This window comes from Mesorhizobium sp. M0923 (assembly GCF_040319365.1).
GTDB lineage: Bacteria > Pseudomonadota > Alphaproteobacteria > Rhizobiales > Rhizobiaceae > Mesorhizobium.
Genome location: NZ_JAMYNW010000007.1, coordinates 222,985 through 239,935, shown reverse-complemented (window position 1 = coordinate 239,935; position 16,951 = coordinate 222,985). Strand labels below are relative to the sequence as shown.

The 16,951-nt window shown below is 61.0% G+C and carries 17 protein-coding genes and 2 pseudogenes; 7 read left to right on the top strand and 12 right to left on the bottom strand.

Annotation, left to right across the window (positions count from 1 at the left end):
* Nucleotides 1-213 precede the first annotated feature (213 nt).
* The gene (locus tag NKH89_RS14880) at nt 214-729 is read left to right on the top strand and encodes a hypothetical protein (protein ID WP_023719281.1); all 516 of its coding nucleotides are present in this window, start codon (nt 214-216) and stop codon (nt 727-729) included.
* A 399-nt stretch (nt 730-1,128) separates the two neighbouring features.
* Here NKH89_RS14880 and NKH89_RS14875 read toward each other — a convergent pair whose 3' ends face one another.
* Both NKH89_RS14875 and NKH89_RS14870 read right to left on the bottom strand, forming a co-directional pair.
* Entirely contained in the window at nt 1,129-1,317 is a 189-nt protein-coding gene (locus NKH89_RS14875) for a hypothetical protein (protein ID WP_352482032.1), read from the bottom strand.
* Between the two features lie 79 nt (nt 1,318-1,396).
* On the bottom strand, nt 1,397-1,561 hold the full coding sequence (locus tag NKH89_RS14870) for a hypothetical protein (RefSeq protein WP_023719283.1): 165 nt from the start codon (nt 1,559-1,561) through the stop codon (nt 1,397-1,399).
* Between the two features lie 672 nt (nt 1,562-2,233).
* Here NKH89_RS14870 and NKH89_RS14865 point away from each other — a divergent pair.
* The 4 genes from NKH89_RS14865 to NKH89_RS14850 all read left to right on the top strand — a co-directional run bounded on the left by NKH89_RS14865 (nt 2,234) and on the right by NKH89_RS14850 (nt 7,450).
* Nucleotides 2,234-2,497, top strand: a complete 264-nt coding sequence (locus NKH89_RS14865; protein ID WP_352482031.1) for a DUF1194 domain-containing protein — start codon at nt 2,234-2,236, stop codon at nt 2,495-2,497.
* Between the two features lie 324 nt (nt 2,498-2,821).
* The gene (locus NKH89_RS14860) at nt 2,822-3,952 is read left to right on the top strand and encodes an efflux RND transporter periplasmic adaptor subunit (RefSeq protein WP_352494795.1); all 1,131 of its coding nucleotides are present in this window, start codon (nt 2,822-2,824) and stop codon (nt 3,950-3,952) included.
* Nucleotides 3,949-7,152, top strand: a complete 3,204-nt coding sequence (locus NKH89_RS14855) for an efflux RND transporter permease subunit (protein ID WP_352909211.1) — start codon at nt 3,949-3,951, stop codon at nt 7,150-7,152. Before NKH89_RS14860 ends, NKH89_RS14855 begins: the two co-directional genes overlap by 4 nt.
* A 139-nt stretch (nt 7,153-7,291) precedes the next feature.
* Nucleotides 7,292-7,450, top strand: coding sequence for a hypothetical protein (locus NKH89_RS14850; protein ID WP_352482029.1), 159 nt, complete (start codon nt 7,292-7,294; stop codon nt 7,448-7,450).
* Nucleotides 7,451-7,495: 45 nt separating this feature from the next.
* Here the strand turns inward: NKH89_RS14850 and NKH89_RS14845 are convergent, their stop codons facing one another.
* Together NKH89_RS14845 and NKH89_RS14840 are read right to left on the bottom strand one after the other, a co-directional pair.
* The gene (locus tag NKH89_RS14845) at nt 7,496-7,957 is read right to left on the bottom strand and encodes a hypothetical protein (RefSeq protein WP_352494800.1); all 462 of its coding nucleotides are present in this window, start codon (nt 7,955-7,957) and stop codon (nt 7,496-7,498) included.
* A gap of 61 nt (nt 7,958-8,018) precedes the next feature.
* Nucleotides 8,019-8,192: pseudogene (locus NKH89_RS14840) on the bottom strand (recombinase zinc ribbon domain-containing protein); the annotation flags it as partial.
* 79 nt (nt 8,193-8,271) lie between these two features.
* Here NKH89_RS14840 and NKH89_RS14835 point away from each other — a divergent pair.
* A complete protein-coding gene (locus NKH89_RS14835; protein WP_156948081.1) occupies nt 8,272-8,739 on the top strand; it encodes a DUF995 domain-containing protein in 468 nt (155 codons plus the stop codon).
* A gap of 78 nt (nt 8,740-8,817) precedes the next feature.
* Here the strand turns inward: NKH89_RS14835 and NKH89_RS14830 are convergent, their stop codons facing one another.
* The 5 genes and pseudogenes from NKH89_RS14830 to NKH89_RS14815 form a co-directional block, all read right to left on the bottom strand.
* Entirely contained in the window at nt 8,818-9,111 is a 294-nt protein-coding gene (locus tag NKH89_RS14830) for a hypothetical protein (protein WP_352482028.1), read from the bottom strand.
* The gene (locus NKH89_RS14825; protein WP_352909209.1) at nt 9,108-9,359 is read right to left on the bottom strand and encodes a hypothetical protein; all 252 of its coding nucleotides are present in this window, start codon (nt 9,357-9,359) and stop codon (nt 9,108-9,110) included. The genes NKH89_RS14830 and NKH89_RS14825 overlap by 4 nt, the downstream gene beginning before the upstream one ends.
* Nucleotides 9,360-9,408: 49 nt before the next feature.
* The gene (locus NKH89_RS14820) at nt 9,409-9,594 is read right to left on the bottom strand and encodes a hypothetical protein (RefSeq protein WP_023720306.1); all 186 of its coding nucleotides are present in this window, start codon (nt 9,592-9,594) and stop codon (nt 9,409-9,411) included.
* Nucleotides 9,595-10,420: 826 nt separating this feature from the next.
* Nucleotides 10,421-10,534, bottom strand: a pseudogene (locus NKH89_RS35835) (transposase); the annotation flags it as partial.
* Between the two features lie 168 nt (nt 10,535-10,702).
* The gene (locus NKH89_RS14815; RefSeq protein ID WP_023720304.1) at nt 10,703-12,034 is read right to left on the bottom strand and encodes a PQQ-dependent sugar dehydrogenase; all 1,332 of its coding nucleotides are present in this window, start codon (nt 12,032-12,034) and stop codon (nt 10,703-10,705) included.
* A 401-nt stretch (nt 12,035-12,435) separates the two neighbouring features.
* Between NKH89_RS14815 and NKH89_RS14810 the strand changes: the two genes are divergently transcribed.
* Nucleotides 12,436-13,395 carry a DMT family transporter gene (locus NKH89_RS14810; protein WP_352515704.1) on the top strand — a complete coding sequence of 320 codons (960 nt, stop codon included), beginning with the start codon at nt 12,436-12,438 and terminating at the stop codon, nt 13,393-13,395.
* Nucleotides 13,396-13,531: 136 nt separating this feature from the next.
* Here the strand turns inward: NKH89_RS14810 and NKH89_RS14805 are convergent, their stop codons facing one another.
* The 3 genes from NKH89_RS14805 to NKH89_RS14795 are packed head-to-tail and all read right to left on the bottom strand — an operon-like array spanning nt 13,532 to nt 16,900.
* A complete protein-coding gene (locus NKH89_RS14805; protein ID WP_023720302.1) occupies nt 13,532-14,368 on the bottom strand; it encodes an N-acyl homoserine lactonase family protein in 837 nt (278 codons plus the stop codon).
* Between the two features lie 10 nt (nt 14,369-14,378).
* Nucleotides 14,379-15,374, bottom strand: coding sequence for an ABC transporter permease (locus NKH89_RS14800; RefSeq protein ID WP_352482025.1), 996 nt, complete (start codon nt 15,372-15,374; stop codon nt 14,379-14,381).
* A gap of 23 nt (nt 15,375-15,397) precedes the next feature.
* Nucleotides 15,398-16,900, bottom strand: coding sequence for a sugar ABC transporter ATP-binding protein (locus tag NKH89_RS14795; RefSeq protein ID WP_023720300.1), 1,503 nt, complete (start codon nt 16,898-16,900; stop codon nt 15,398-15,400).
* Between the last annotated feature and the right edge of the window lie 51 nt (nt 16,901-16,951).

The following is a 16,951-nucleotide window of genomic DNA, read 5'->3' as shown; positions in this document are numbered from 1 at the left end:
GTTCACGTGCTTCATCGCCGAGACTGATAAGTACCGGTGCTGATGCCGCGACGGTTTTACAATCCCGCCGTAACCCGTTGATATCATACAAGCGACTTTCCGCCTGTTTTACAGGCAAGTCCTTGGAATCGGGTCGAAAGGGCTAGCTTCCCAAGCTGAACGCCTATCTGCCCTCAGTTTGAATTGGAAACTCGATTCTGCTATGAACCGGCAATGACCAAGACCTACTGGAAGACCATTGCAAAGCGCGCCTGGCGGGAAAGTCTCGCATCGGTCAGATGGAACAATTGGGAGCGCATTCTAGTTACTCTGGCTCCGCTTTTCGCTGTGTTTTTTGCCACTTGGTATTTCCTTGGCGATATGTCCGGAGCGCTAGTAAAGCTTGTGGCGGCCGTAGGTATGACAACGGTGCTGGCGGCGATTTTCTTTGTGTCGAAACTTCTTACTGTGCCCGCGAAACTGCAGGCCGAAGTTGAAGAGAGATTGAGCGCGACGACGAAGGCCGTTGATAAGGATGCTGCTCAAAAGGACCTAATCGCCAATCGCGTTGAAATCGTCCGGCAATTTGCCGGACTGTACGTCCTAAGCCACGACGGCATAACTTCTCGTATGATGGCAGGACTAGAGCTTCCTCCTGCCAAGTGGCTAAACACAGAATTGGCTAATGCAGGCCACAACTGGCGAGTTCGCAACATCTCCGGCTCCAATTTTGAGATGGTCGAAGATTGATTGCCGCTAACACTGGCCTCGGTCTTTGATAGACCATGGCCTGGGGGTTCTGGTTTCAACTTTTGTCCATTTTCGTGCGAATTCGGCCTGACGAACAATCGAAACTGTCGTTGATCAGAATGGCCTTTTCACTGGCCTGTCACGCCGGCATTCTAACCGCCCCGCTCTGACACAGCCTAGTGCGGGCTAAACGGACAACCTATCAATGAGGCGAACAATCACTTCGTCGTCTACTTTCTTCTTCCGGGCTCCTAACGGTAATGATTCAAAATGTGTCGCCGCCCGTCTGCGGCCCGCCGTTTCGCCCGAAATCAGGGAACGATATCGGCCCCCATGTATTAGAAATCAATGGACACTATGGAACCCCACGGCCACGGGATGGCGGCCGATATTTTGACGTCAGAAGTTGCCAACGCCAGGCAGCGCATTCACCGGACCGAGCTCGCGCTTCAACGCACTGAAGAAATGCTGGCCGAGAATCTCGCGATGTGCAGAAGAATACAGGCCGCGCAACGGCGCGTGGTAGAGGCGAGATCGCGGCTGACGAAGATCGATCCCTGCAGCGCTGACAGAGTTCGCACGGGTCACGCAGCGGTCCCTCCGGGCTGACTGCCACGACAGGACTGCCTGATCATCTCGACTTGGACCGCAGACCAGAACGCGCTTTCTAGTTGCCTGACTTTTCTGCCGAGCGATAGGCGTTGACGAGCCGCTCGACACGTTCCCGCGTCACGGTCTTCCACTGGTCGGAAGGTTTGTCTTTGCCTTTTGCGGGCAGGTCTGCCGACTGAACCAGGTCCGGAGATTGAGCAGGTCGACTGAGCAGCATCATCGGACGATCTCGTCCCGGCCTTCCGGCCAGCCCTTTGCGAGCGTAAGGTCGGACATCGGAACGAAAGTCGGCTCCGCGAATTCTACTGCGAGATAATTGGAATCGTCGCCCATGAGGCTCGCGACCCTCCACCTTGAAACTGCGAGATACGGCGACGTATTTCGCGCAGCAAGGCTCGCGCAGCTGAGGCGGGAAATGGTGAGGCATATCCAGCGCACAGACGCCTCGGCTCAAAAAGTCGAGCAAGCGCTGGCTAGGTTGGCCGAAGCAAACGCACCCATGGACCGGCTCGCGCGGCATCAGTAGGGCCACGCTCATGTCCGCCTCCGCATCGGCACGATGTTGAGACGGCCGCGCACATAACTGATTTGCTCGAGACCTGATCGACATGGTTGGCACCGATCGTGCATCGCTGCTGCAAGAAGCCAGGATTCTGAAGGCGCATGGAGGTCTTACTTCCTGACCGAGTCCTGGCAGCCGAATGGTATTGGAACATTCGGGGGGGAAGCAGCAAAACGGGCTCTCGCTACCATAAACGTAATTTAGACCCGCCCCTTGGCGGGTTTTTCATTTCCGTCGCCGAGTTGGGGTGCGCGCGGTTTCGCGGCTGACGCCGCGTGCAATTGCCGCCGCAGCATCCTCCCGTTTGACCAACCGGATGGACGCGCCGAGATGATGTCCTTCATTCCACGCTTCGCTGGTCGGAGAAAACCCGAACGGGCACGAGGCGTGCTATTCGCTGTGGCGGTGAGCCTGACAACGTCGCTGTCGGCCACGGCGGAGCAGGTTTCCTCGGTGGATCTCGAACTGGTTCTTTGTGTCGATGTATCGTCTTCAACGAGCGAGACGGAACAACGGCTGCAGCGGGAGGGATATGTCAACGCACTGCTCGATGCCGAAGTGTTGCAGTCCATTAGAATCCGGCCGGCGTGGTAATGCCCATATCGGTCTCCTTCGACCAATATGAATCATAGGCCGTCCATCAAAGGAATCCTGAATCCCTTAATTCGCGACTGACTTTTAGCCCGGTGGCGGGGCAGCCACAGGGTGGACATTTCAGCCCACATGGAAAATGATCATGTTGCCATGCACAACACTGCAGTGCTCTGATCTCGACGAGAAGCCTGAGCGTAGAAGCGGATCAACCGACCTCCGGTCCAGCGAGCGAGGACGCAAATGGACACCCCAGAGAATGGGCAATTGCATCGCGACGCGGGCGGGCGACCCCGTCGATCGGCCGGCTGGCTTGCCCGCGCCGCCATGTCGACGGCATTCCTGCTCGGCATGGCTTTCAGCAGCACTGCGTTTGCGCAGGACCAGCAGCTTCCCGTGGTGACGGCGGCCAAGCCGGTGGTCCGTGAAATCGTCGAGGACGACGAGTTCGTCGGGCGCTTCGAAGCCGTCGACCAGGTCGCCATCCGTTCGCGCGTCAGCGGCTATCTGGACAAGGTCAGTTTCCAGGACGGCGCACTGGTCAACAAGGGCGACCTGCTCTTCACCATCGACCAGCGTCCGTACCAGGCGGCTTATGATGCCGCCAAATCGCAAGTGGACGTCGCCAAGAGTCTGCTCGAATTCTCCAAGATGCAGCTGGATCGCGCCGACGAACTCGCCAAGACCGGCAATATCTCAACCGCGACGGTCGACGACCGCCGGCGGGAATACCTTTCGGCGCAGGCGCAAATGCAGGGCGCGACGGCTGCGCTGACGACGGCCAGCCTGAACATGGAATTCACCGAGATCAAGGCGCCCTTGTCCGGCCGCATCGACCGCCGGCTGGTGTCGGTCGGCAACCTCGTGCAGCCGGATTCCACCTTGCTGACGACCATCGTTACGCGCGATCCGATCGACTTCTATTTCGACGTCGATGAGCGCCTGTATTTCAGCTACGCCCGCGACGCGAAGGAGCGTGGCGGCAGCATGCAGGAAGGCGCCGGCGGGCTCGAGGTGGTGGTTCGCGTCGCCGACCGCGCGGAGGCGGTATTCAAAGGCAAGCTCGATTTTGCCGAGAACCGGATCGACAACGCGACCGGCACCATGCGGGTGCGTGCAAGTTTTCCCAACGCCGACGGCATTCTCCAGCCAGGCATGTTTGGGCGCATCAACGTGCCGGGGTCGCTGCCGCATAGCGGCGTGCTGGTGCCCGACAAGGCGATCGGCGCCGATCAGGATCGCCGCATCGTGTTCCTGGTGGATGAGGCCGGGATGGTGTCGGCCAAGCCTGTGCGCACCGGCCCGCTTCTCGACGGCTACCGGGTGATCCGCGCGGGCCTGACCGGCGACGAGACGATCATCGTCAACGGGCTGATGCACGCCAGGCCCGGCACCAAGGTGAAGGTCGAGATGGTGACGTTGCCGCCCAAGGCCGAGACCGCCGAGTTGCAGCAATGAGGTTCGCACATTTCTTCGTCGACCGTCCGATCTTCGCATCGGTCGTTTCGATCGTCCTGCTGATCCTCGGCGGGATTGCTTATACCCAGCTCCCGGTCGCGCAATATCCCGAGATCGCGCCGCCGACCATCGTCGTTCGCGCGCAGTATCCGGGCGCCGACGCCGAGACGGTCGCAGCGACGGTGGCAACGCCGATCGAGCAGGAGATCAACGGCGTCGAGGGCATGCACTACATGTCGTCCTATTCATCGGGCGACGGGGCGATGGCGCTGACCATCACCTTCAAGCTGGGCACCGATCTCGACCAGGCGCAGGTGCTGGTGCAGAACCGCGTGTCGGTCGCCGAGCCGCGCCTGCCCGAAGAAGTCCGCCGCCTCGGCATCACCACCACCAAGACCTCGCCCGACCTGATGATGGTCGTGCATATGCTGTCGCCCGACAATACCTACGACCAGCTCTACGTCTCGAACTACGCCCGCTCGCGGGTGCGCGACATACTGCTCAGACTCGACGGCGTCGGCGACCTCATCATCTTCGGCGAACGCGAATATTCGCTGCGCATCTGGCTCGATCCGGAAAAACTGTCAGCCCTGGGGATGACCTCGGGCGATGTGGTGCAGGCGCTGCGCGACCAGAACGTCCAGGTGTCGGGTGGCTCGATCGGCGCGCCGCCGACCAGCACCGGCACGGCGTTCCAGTACACGGTCACCACGCAAGGCCGCTTCAACGACGCACGCGACTTCCGATACGTGATCGTCAAATCGACCGACGACGGCCGTCTGATCTCGCTGCAGGACGTGGCGCGCATCGAGCTCGGCGCCAAGGATTACGTCACCAACTCCTATCTCAACGGCAAACCGGCCGTGGCGCTCGCCATCTTCCAGCGGCCGAGCACCAATGCGCTCGCCGCAGCCGCGGAGATCCAGGACAAGATGAAGGAGCTTTCCCGCGACTTCCCGAAGGGGTTGAGCTACGACATCGTCTACAATCCGACCGAGTTCGTCGCCGAGTCGATCCAGGAGGTATACAAGACAATCCTCGAGGCGATGCTGCTGGTCATCATCGTCATCATCGTCTTCCTGCAATCGTGGCGCATGGCGATCGTGCCGATCGTGGCGATCCCCGTGTCGCTGATCGGCACGCTGGCGGTGCTTTACGCCGCCGGCTTCTCGCTCAACATGCTGACGCTGTTCGGCCTCGTTCTGGCGATCGGCATCGTCGTCGACGATGCGATCGTCGTGGTCGAGAACGTCGAGCGCAATATCGCCAGAGGGCTGGCGCCCAATCCGGCGTCGCACCTGACCATGGACGAAGTCGGAACGGCGGTCATCGCGATCTCGCTGGTGCTGATAGCCGTGTTCGTACCGACAGCCTTCATCCCCGGCATTTCTGGGCAGTTCTACCTGCAGTTTGCGATCACCATCGCGGTGTCGACGGCGATCTCGGCATTCAATTCGCTGACGCTTTCGCCGGCGCTGGCGGCACTGCTGTTCAAGCCGCATCACGCTGCGGCGGCGCCGCCGCGCTTTTTCTTGGCGCGGTTCGGACGGGCGCTCGCCGACGGCTTCAATCGCGGCTTCGACAGCGTCGCCCACTGGTATTCGAGCATCATCCGCGTGCTGGTCGGGTCGTGGATAACGATCGCCGCCATGCTGGCCGTTTTCGCGGCCCTCATCTACGCCACGGTCTACATGGTGCAGGCGGTGCCGCGCGGTTTCATTCCGTCGCTCGACCAGGGCTATGCGATCGTCGTCGTCCAGTTGCCGGACGGCGCCTCGCTGTCGAGGACCGATGCGGTCATCCAGCAGGCGTCGCAGATCATCCAGAAAACGCCAGGCGTCGACTACGCAGTCGCCTTCGCCGGCTTCTCCGGCGCGACCTTCACCAACGCCAGCAACGCGGGCGTGATCTTCGCCAGGTTCAAGCCGTTTGACGAGCGACTGAAAGCCGGCCAGTCGGCGACCCAGGTCATCGGCAATCTGTTCGGCAGCCTGCAAAGCATCAAGGAAGCCTTCATTATCGCACTGCCGCCGCCGCCGATCCGCGGCGTCGGCAATGCCGGCGGCTTCAAGCTGCAGATCCAGGAGCGCAACAGCGCCGACATGCGGCAGATCCTGGCGCTTGCCAACGAAATCGCCGGCATGGCCAACAAGACGCCGGGGCTGACGGGCGTGTTCACCACGTTCTCCGCGTCGAGCCCGCAATTCTTCCTGGCGATCGATCGCGACAAGGCGCGCATCCTGAACGTGCCGATCCCCAACATCTTCGAGACGCTGTCGATCAATTTGGGCACCGCCTACGTCAACGACTTCAACGCTTTCGGGCGCGTCTACCAGGTGCGGGCGCAGGCCGACCAGGCGTTCCGCCTCGATCGCGCCGACATCTTGAAACTGAAGGTGCGCTCGGCGACCGGCGCGCTGGTTCCGCTCGGCACGTTGATCGAGATCCGCGACGTCACCGGCCCGGCGCTGGTCCAGCGCTACAACATGTACGTCTCGGTGCCGCTGCAGGGCAACGCCGCGCCCGGCGTTTCCACGGGCGACGCGCTGGCATTGATGGAAGGGATCACGGCAAAGACGCTGCCGGCCGGTACCTCCTATGAATGGACCGAGCTCGCCTATCAGGAGCGCAACACCGGCAATGCCGCTGTCTATATCTTCGGACTGTCGGTGCTGTTCGTGTTCCTGGCGCTGGCGGCGCAATATGAAAGCTGGGTGCTGCCGTTCGCCATTGTGCTGGTGGTGCCGCTCGGCGTGCTCGCGGCGTTGCTCGGCGTGTCTTTCCGAGGGCTGGACAACAACATCCTCGTGCAGATCGGCCTCATCGTGCTGATCGGGCTTGCCGCCAAGAACGCGATCCTGATCGTCGAATTCGCGCGCCAGGCGCAGGAACGCGGCCTGTCGGCCGCCGAGGCTGCCGTCGAAGCCTGCCGGCTCAGGCTGCGGCCGATCCTGATGACCGCTTTCTCGTTCATCCTCGGCGTCGTGCCGCTGATGATCGCAACGGGCCCGGGCGCAGAAATGCGCCAGTCGCTGGGCACCGCGGTGTTCTCCGGCATGCTCGGCGTCACCTTCGTCGGCCTGTTCCTGACGCCGGTGTTCTACGTCACGCTCAGGTCGCTGTTTTCACGGCGCAAGCCCCGTGCCGAGGCCGAGCCTTCGGGGCCGGCAGAGGCGCCATCGGAGACGGCCGCCGAGTAGGGTTACGAATTCGCCGCGTCGGGCGCGGCTTATCACTCCAGAAAATCGGCGGCGCGGTAACGGCCACGATCTGCGCACCGCGACCTCCGGAGTCCTCGCTTGCGATGTCTGCTTTCAGGACGCGGCGAAGCTGATCTCTATGACCGAAATCAGGCGCGAAGCTGCCTTTCAACACCGGACCAAAGCGCTGGATTTTGATTCGTTTAAGATATCTGGCACGACCGAAGAGATTAGACTGCTGACCCCCGAATTTGATTCCCAGCAGACGGCTCTACTCAACCGCAGCAACGAAGCCTGAACTGGTAAATTATAGGGTCTGGGGAAAGGCGGTAGCGCTCTCCCGCTACCATCGCTCCCCCCGAACGGAGACGAGGTGGCCAAGGCCTTGGTCGACCATGTTTGACAGGTATCCATCAATCAGGATCGATGGCTGCTCGCCTGCCTTCGGCGGGTAGACTGTCACGGTCGACACGACGTCGCGGACGATCTTCTTGGCTTCTTCCGAGACGAAGCCATTCTCTCCGATCGCGGCGGCGAGCGCTTCCAGATCGCGGATGTAGCGGGCGACAAGCGCCGGCTTCAGCGTCACGACCTTCGGCGGCTGCGGCAGCACGGCGAGCTCGCCCTCGAGGTGCTGGCGCTCCTCGCGTAGCATTGGCAAGCGCTGCTCGGCTTCGGCTTCCGAAATCATGCCTTTGACATAGGCGTTCAGCACGCGGTCGTATTCGCGCCTGGCGGCGTCGAGCCGCTGGGCGGCCTTTTCGCGAGGCGCCCTGCCCCGAATAGAGCTTTTGATGCTCGTCATTGTAGGCGGCGACATAGTGGTCGATCAGCGCCTTGTCGTTCAACCTGGCGCGCAACCCGTCGATGACCGTCGCTTCGATATGATCGAGCGCATAGGGCCTGACATTGGTGCATGAGCGCGATTCCTTGGCGCGCGTGCACATGATGCGCGTCAGGCGACCCATCCTGTCCTTGACCGACATGCCCGACCCGCAGGCGCCGCAGCGCAGCGGGGTGTGCCAGCGCAAGTGCCTCACGTCGGCGATTTCCTGCCTCGATTCTCCTCTGAGGAAATGCTAAATTAGTCATTGCTTGGGCAAAGAGAGGGAGGTCTTTATGCGTGCATTTGCAATTTTTCTGTTAGGCGGCGCTTTGACTAGTTTTGTGTGTGCGTCCGCATGGGCCGGCAAGCTGCCGAAGGACGCGGTCGAATTAACCGCAGCCGAGGTCAAGGCGATATATTCAGGCAAGACCGGTATTTATGACGTCTCTAGCATTTACTATGCATCTGACGGCACAACCAAAGGAATCTTTGGCAAACCTAAGGTAACGGCAACTTTTAAGGGCACTTGGAGCGTAAGTGGTAATGAGATGTGCGCCAAGAATAAGCCAAAGGGTGATCCAAAAATCTACAGGGACTGCAACAAATTTTGGCGTTCTGGAAAAAGGATATATGACCTTTGGTCTGTCCACTATGATGGATCAAAGCCGGATCTAAAGAGCGGGTATGTTACCACTACCGTTAAGAAGCTTAAGGACGGAGATTTAGTGGCGAAAAAATACGCTGCTGCAGGCGGGGAGTGACAAAAGCGACAGGAACACGCAAGGAAAAAGCCCGCCACCGTGAGGCGGCGGGCTTAGCAGTTCCGTCTGGGTGCCGGTTCAGTGGCGCCCAGCGGGCCCTTCAAGGAACTCCATGAAGTTTTCCACCGCTCTGTCCGCTGGCGTTGACCGGGAGTTGCAAGCACTGAGAATGGCGGCGGCGATTTTCAGCATATCGGTGCGACTTCCAACAATCTTTGACACCACGGCATTTTCTGTGCCGCCGTCATAAGTCGAGCGCTGCAGGACATGCAGCGTCAGCCTGAGATTGTCGCCCATAAATTGGAGTGGGCCGGCACCAGTGACGAACGTGTCAGAGACGCAGAACGGTTCGACGGTCGGGACGGCGCTCATGATGCCGCCTTTCTGGCCTTGGCGTCGGCCATCGCGTTGTCGATATACGCTCCAGCCGCTTCGTTCAGACGTTCGGCGAGGTCGCGGGCGATCATGGCCAGCGCGCTTATTTGGTCCGCCAAAGCGACCCTCTTCCCGTCGCGCTCGAACTCCTGTTCCATGGTCTGGCCATAGAGCACTTCGAGCAAGTGGTGCAGGTTCCCAGTATCGAATTGCAGGTCGTCGAGGTCATCTGAAGGCGCGGTCATGACGCGGCGCCCCCGAGGGTTTCGTAGTAGGCGTTCTTAACCTTCCGCGTCATCTGCTCTGCAATGGTGGCAATGAAGAAAAGGCGCTCCCCCTCGCTTGGGTCAGAACGAAATTCCCGTCAGGTACTGTGGAAAAGACCTCCAGCATGGTCAGCAAGACGTCGGCCACGTTGTCCGCGTCACAGATCAGCGGCTCCAGATCGGCGAAGGTCATCTTCTCCTTGGCGGCGCTCATTTTGGGCAGAATCTGAACTTGGAGTTGGCCAGCAGTTCTGTAGCCGAAAGTGGAGTTGCGGCTCCGTGGCTCGGAAGGTCAGAGCCAGACCTTCAAGCGCCCCGCGAGCATCGGCATGAACTATGCCCCGAACCGGACTTATCCCAAAAGTCCGAAATGCCTGCTCTCGAGCCAAATCTGGCGATCCGCTTCCTGGCACAAGTGTGCGGCAGTCGACCCGTTGCGTCATTCGATCCTGTACGCAACGCCGGATCAAAGCGCTCTCCTCTGCAGTTGTTGTTTGGGATCCCGGGCTCGTGCCTTGTTGCCGAAACGGATTCCGGCGTAGGGCGAGGCCCCCGCAAAGCCGACGTTGACGTCGCGGCAGACGTTCGTCGTCTGCGGGTCAGACTTTTCGTTTCGGGAACTGCGCGATTGCGCCAACTTCGGACGTTCAGCTTCCCTACTGCTACGGCAGGTGTAATCCTGGTTAGAAGCCTCAGCGCACCGTTCACGTCGAGAGGTGAGCGCATCAGCCTAGCGACTGGACCCTTGGCTAGGAACTCTCCGTCGTTCACATGTCGAGACCAGAGAAAGACGATGAACTCCGCAGACTAAATCGCAGACTAATTTCTCTCTCTAGTCTGCGATGTCCTTCTAAGTCATTGAAATGTTGGCGCGCCCGGAGAGATTCGAACTCCTGACCCCAGATTCGTAGTTTGCAGCTACGCCGCATGCCGGCGAAAATGGAAGACGCGTCTTCGATAGTGGGTATTGCGATGTAGCGGTCTCCCGCTACCAAATTCAGATATTTGTCCAGCCCGGAGACATGGGTAACAGTTTGTACCTAAGACATGGGTGACAATCTCGTGCCGAACGGATTGCCGATGGTCTGCAACGTCCTCTGTTCCAGGTCGAGATATCCCAGATCATAGTGCATGAAGCTGACGAGCCAAATGCCTCCGGCCAAAAGCCAAAAGTGTTACCCATGTATCCGGTACAAAATGTCACCTATGTCTCGGGTCGCTCAGCCTGCCATATGCATCGAGATCGTAGCCGAATGCAGCCATATCGGGCGTGGCGCTGTAGCCGAAGGCTGGTGAGGTCGGAATCAGAAAGGCACCTGCGCTCAACGGCCATTCGCCCGGCGGACCCGCCAGATGACGTTACCGACGTCGTCGGCGACGAGCAGTGCGCCAGTCTGATCGATAGCAACGCCGACCGGACGGCCCATCGCCTCGCCATTACGCCCGATGAAGCCAGTGAGCACATCTTTCGGAGGACCGCTCGGTTTGCCGCCATGGAACGGCACGAAGATCACCTTGTAGCCGCTGTGCACGCTTCTATTCCACGAGCCGTGCTGGCCGACGAAGGCGCCGTTGCCGTAGGTCGGACCGAGCCGGGCGCCTTTGGAGAAGGTCAGTCCCAGCGAGGCGGTATGAGAGCCCAGGGCGTAATCGGGCTTGACCGCCGTCGCCACGAGATCGGGGCGCTGCGGCTTAGCGCGTTCGTCGACGTTCTGTCCGTAGTAGCTGTATGGCCAGCCGTAGAAAGCGCCGTCACGAACCGAGGTCATGTAATCCGGCACGAGATCGTCGCCGATCTCGTCACGCTCGTTCACGGCGACCCAAAGCTCGCCAGTTTCAGGATTCCAGGAGAGCCCGTTCGGGTTGCGCAGGCCCGAGGCGAAGACCCGCGTGCGGCGGGTCGACCGATCCACTTCAAGGACAGTGGCGCGGTTCTTCTCCGCGGCTATGCCGTTTTCTCCAACGTTGCTGTTGGAACCAACGGTGACATAGAGCTTGCGTCCATCCGGACTTGCGATCACGTCCTTGGTCCAATGATGGTTGAGGTCCCCGGCCGGCAAGTCGATGATCTTTTCCGGCGACGTGCTGACTCGGGTCTGGCCATTGGAGTAGAGGAAAGCGACGAGCGCGTCGGTGTTCGCGACAAAGAGCTTGCCTTTGGACAGCGTCATGCCGAAGGGCGAATTGAGGCCTTCCGCGAACGTCGTGCCCACATCCGCAATGCCGTCGCCATCGGTGTCGCGCAGCAGCGTGATGCGATTGGCGCTTTTGGTCGCGGCGCCAGCCCGCTTCATAGCCAGGTCCATGAAGACCTTTCTAAGACTGAAGCCTTCGTCATGCTTGGCAGGGGCATTGGTTTCAGCAACCAGAACGTCGCCGTTCGGAAGCACATGCAGCCAGCGCGGATGGTCGAGGCCGGTGGCGAAGGCGTTCACTGTCAGCCCCTTCGCCGGGGTCGGCATACCTCCTTTCTGCCAGCCTTTCGCCTCGGCGATGTTAACAGTCGGGATCAGCGTCGGTCTTGGTTTCGGTAAAGTGGGGTTGGGGCCATAGCCGGTTATTGCCCCGGTTTTTTGCGCCGGGATGCCGGCGCAGCTTGCCATGACGGCGCCCAACACCGCTACGAGTACGCTCCCTCGGAAGCCGGCATGCATCGGACGTCCTCCGCATGGATATGTGTCGCGCTCTTTGTGCAAACGGAAGTCAGTGGCTTATTCTTCCAATTGCTTCGAAAAAAACAGCGGCGCTCGGATCCGAGGGCCAGGAATTCGCGACAGATCTGCTCTCGGCAGAAATATGGCGCGAGAAGATTGTGGCAACCGCGCGAATATCTGTCGCGCAATATGAATCTCAGATTCGTATCGCGCGAAATCGATACGGCTTGCGCTTTTCGGTATCGAGTTGCTCATGGGCCAACATGCGTTCGAATGGAACGAGACCGTGAACGGCGGGACCCACAATGACCCACCGATTGCACCAGCCGGTGAACCAGCTGTTGTTGCTGCTTAGCAAGACGCTGCAAATCTGCTAAAGTCTGCGATGGGAGGAGACGGATATCCAATCACTGCCGATAGCACAGCCAAATGTAGCTAAGGCGACACCCGGCGCATCACTTCCGCTCGCCTATTCCCTCGCGACGCTCTGCTGGCTCCTGTCCGCCGGCGTCTATATTGCCGCCAAGTGGGTTGCCCCCGAGATGCCGCCTTGGGCGCTCTGCTTCTGGCGGCTGACGCTCGCCTGCGCGATCCTGCTGCCTATCGTCCATCGTCATCACGGGGCGATGCTCGTGCTGATCCAATCCCGGGTGATCGAGGTGCTGGCCATCGGCGCCATCGGGCTGACCTTGTGTCAGGGCATGATCTACACGGGCCTCAACTACACCAACGCGACAACCGCCGGCATCATCATGGCGCTGTCGCCGATCATGACCATGGTGCTTGCCCGCTTCGTGCTTGGCGAGCCCCTCGGTGTCTGGAAAGCGCTTGGAGCGCTGGTCGCTCTGGCTGGGATGGTGGTGATCGTGGCGCGCGGCGACCTTGCCGCGCTGATGCAGCTACGGTTCAATCCCGGCGAGTTGTGGATCGTCGGCAGCGCGCTTTGCTGGGGCCTCTACACCGTGCTGCTGCGTCGCGCGAAATTCGGCATTGAGCTTCTGCCGATGGTGGTCCTGCTGCTGGGAGCCGGCGCGCTGGCCGCACTGCCTCTCTATCTCTGGGAACTGTTTTCCGGGGATCGTTCGGCGCTGCATGCGAACGGCCTTCTGGCCCTCGCCTATGTTGCCGGCCCGGGCGGCGCTCTGATGTACTATCTCTACAACCGCAGCGTCGAGACGCTTGGCGCCGGGCGCGCCAGCATGCTGCTCTATCTGCAGACCGCCTTCGTCGCCGTGCTCGCTTATCTGTTCCTTGGCGAAAGCTTGCACGACTACGATCTCGCCGGCGCCGCCTTCATCGTCGCCGGCCTGCTGCTCGCCACCGCGATCAAGCCGAGGCAGCGCACGGTGCGTGTAGCTTAGCGAACCTCAGCACCGTCGCTTCGGCCAGCAATTCGTAAGTCTTTGACAGTCCTTTCGGCCGGAGCGGCCCATGAGAGCTGCGTCACCGGTCGAGCTCCGTACGAAGAGGCTGCCGCGAAGGCCGCCTTCGATTTTCCTATCCGGCCCTGACGATCCGGAACCCTTCGACTTCCGCAATGACCGGCAGACCCTTCCATCGCTCTATGTCGTGCAGGACGATCAGTTGCCCAAGATCGCCGCCGATCGCGGTGTTGATGCGGTCGATGGTCTTCAGCTGCTCCCAAACACTGCCGACGGCATTGTTCAGCGGCGCATAGACGCCGTCGTGCTTGTGTCCGGTGATCTGGCGCTTCGAATAGACACAGTCGCCGGAGACGACCAGTTTGCCCCGCGCGGACTGGACGATGACGAATTGCTGTCCGATCGTGTGGCCGCTTCCCAGCCGTACATGGATGCCCGGCAGCACGTCGTCCTTGTCGCCATCGATCAGCGAAACGCGGTGTTCGACCGATGCATCAAGGGCGGCGCGCAACGTGTCGGGATCGATGATGGCGGTGAGATAACCGAACCGCGGCGGCAATGCGATCGCCTCATACCAGGACAGCAATTCGCTTTTCTGGATATAGAGATTTGCATTCGGGAACTCGGCGATCGATCCCATGTGATCGAAATGCGCATGGGTCACAAAAATGTCGGTGATCGCGCCGGCTGCAATGCCAAGCTCGGCCAGCATGCGAACCGGCGAAATCCAGTGGGGAATGTCGAACTTCAGCGAGAAGGCTGTGCTCGTTTCCTGAATGAAGCCGGTGTCGACCAGCACGTTGCGGTCGCCATGGCGTAGCAGGACAAAGGAGAAGGGCAGATCGACCTTGCCATCGTCATACATGCCTGCGACGAGATCCACCCAGGGCTGCTGCTTCGATCGGGCGAATTCGACGACGTAAACCTCCCAATGCGTGTTTTCGCTTGTCATGCTTTCTCCTTCAGCGTTCCGCCAGCGAGCGGCCCAGGCTCGCCATGCCCACGGCAATGATCAGGATGGCGCCCTGCAACACATATTGCGAGAAGGTCGGGGCGCCGAAAATGTTGAGGCCGTTGAAGCCGAAGGCGATGATGAGAGCGCCGACCAATGTGCCGAGCACATGGAATTCCCCGTCACGCAGCGTCGCCGAACCAAGGAACACAGCCGCGAATGCGGTGAGCAAGTAGGAGTCCGCGGCGCTGGCCGTGCCGCTGCCGAGACGCGAGGCAAGCAGTATTCCGGTCAGCGCCGCGCACATTCCCGAAATGACGAAACCGAGGATCTTGATACGATCGACATTCACGCCGGCAAGGCGGGCAGCCACCGCATTGCCGCCCACGGCCTGGATCTCCTGGCCGAGCGGCGTTCGCTCGACCAGCACCCAAAGCCCGCCGAGAACGAGGATCATGACGATGATGTTGTTGGGAATGCCGAACAGCCAGCGGCCAAGGGAAAGCTGGAGAAATGCCTCCGGCACGCCCGCCACAATGGGAACGCCGGCGGAATAGGCGAAGGCCAGGCCTGTAAGGATCGTTCCGACGCCCAGCGTCGCAATGACGGAATTGACCTTGATCTTGGTGACGATGAAGCCGTTGACCAGACCGATCACCGCGCCCAGCGCGATGACGATGACCACCGCAAGCGGGATTGGCAGCTTGTCGTGGACGACGAAGCCGGTGATCAGAATGCCGTGCAGGCTGGCGGCAAAGCCTATGGAGAGATCGAGTTCGCCAACGACAACGGCCAGTGTCAGCCCGCCGGCAATGATCATGGCCAGCGAAGCCTGGTTCAGCACATTGGTGAAATTGCCCACGGTTGGAAAGGCGGCGGGCGACAGGATCGAAAACGTGACGATCATCGCCAGAAGCCCAATGATCGTCCCATAGCGGGCAAAGATACCGAGCGCCGCCTTGGTTCCGGGCGACAGACGCCGGGCGCTTATCGCAACATCGCTCATCAGGGATGGTCCTCCATCAGTGCTTAGGGTTCGACATAGCTTGCCTCGACGATTGCCTTCCGCGACATGGCTAGGCCGGTCAGCTCGCGAACGATGCGGCCTTCCGCCATCACCAGAACGCGATCGCACAGCTCAGGCAACTCGTCCGGTTCCGACGAAATCACCAGAACCGCCATTCCTGCCTCGGCTTGCTGGCGGATCAGTCGGTGGATCTCGGTGCGCGCTCCGATATCGACGCCTCGCGTCGGCTCGTCGAGGATCAGCACCTTCGGTATGCGTTGGAGCCAGCGGCCGATCGCCACCTTCTGCTGATTGCCGCCGCTGAGACGGCCGACCGGCGTGCTCGCGTTCCGCGCCTTTATCGACAGGGCGCGGATCATCTCGCCGGCCATAGACGTGCGGGCGCGGCGGTTCATCAGCGGCAGGTAGCGACCGAAAGCGACCCTGTCGAGATTGGCGATGCTCAGATTGAAGGCGATACTCTTGGACAGGAAGAGCGCTTCCGCCCGGCGCTCCTCCGGGACCAGCCCAAGCCCCACCTGGACGGCCGCCGCGGGGGAAGAGGGCGTATAGGGCCGGCCCATCAGCGCCATCTCGCCGCTGTCCGGCCGGTCCGCCCCGAAAAGCAGCCGCGCGAGCTCCGTTCGTCCGGCGCCGACAAGGCCGCCGATGCCCAACACTTCGCCGGCGTGAAGCTCAAGGCTGACGCCGCGGACTTTCGGCACCCGCGTCAGGTTCTTCGCTTCCAGCACGACACCGCCGCGTGCCCTTGCGGTGGCCGTCCTTTGAGTGTCGCGAATTGCACCGCCGACGATCGCCTCGACCAGCGCGGGGCGGTGGAGCGCGTCTCCGGCGAGTTCGGCGACGGAGCGGCCATCGCGGAAGACCGACACGCGCGTGCACAGGTTCAGGATCTCGTCCAGCCGGTGCGAGATGTAGAGCACCGACACCCCTGACGCGGAAAGATCGCGGACAATCGCAAACAGCCGTTCCGCTTCACCTGCGGCAAGCGATGCGGTCGGTTCGTCCATGACGATCAGGCGCGCCTTGCGCACCAGGGCGCGGCAAATGTTGATCAGCCATATCTCGGCCGTCGAAAGTCCCTTCACGCTGGCGTTGAGCGGCGCCGATATGCCGACGCGACCGGCGATCGGCGCAACGTCACGCGCGATTGCACGCCAATCGGTCAGCCCGAAGCGCGTTTTCTTCGGGACGCCCAGCATGATGTTCTGCAGCACGGTCATGCCCGGCACGAACGCAAGCTCCTGATGGATGAAGCTCATGCCGAGTTCGGTCGCCCGCTGCGGCGTGCCAATCTCCTGGCGGCGGCCGTCGAGCTCGATACGACCGGCGTCGGGGTGGTTCAGTCCGGCGAGGATGCGGATGAAGGTCGACTTGCCTGCACCGTTGGCGCCGACAAGGCCATGGATTTCACCCGGCGCAATATCGAGCGATACGCCCTTCAGCGCTTGGGTGCCGCCGAAGGCCTTTGCGATATCGCGTGCGACCAGCAATGGGACCGTCATTTCAGCGCCGCCCGGCTGCGGCGCACCTCTTGTGAACGCCGCCGCCAAACC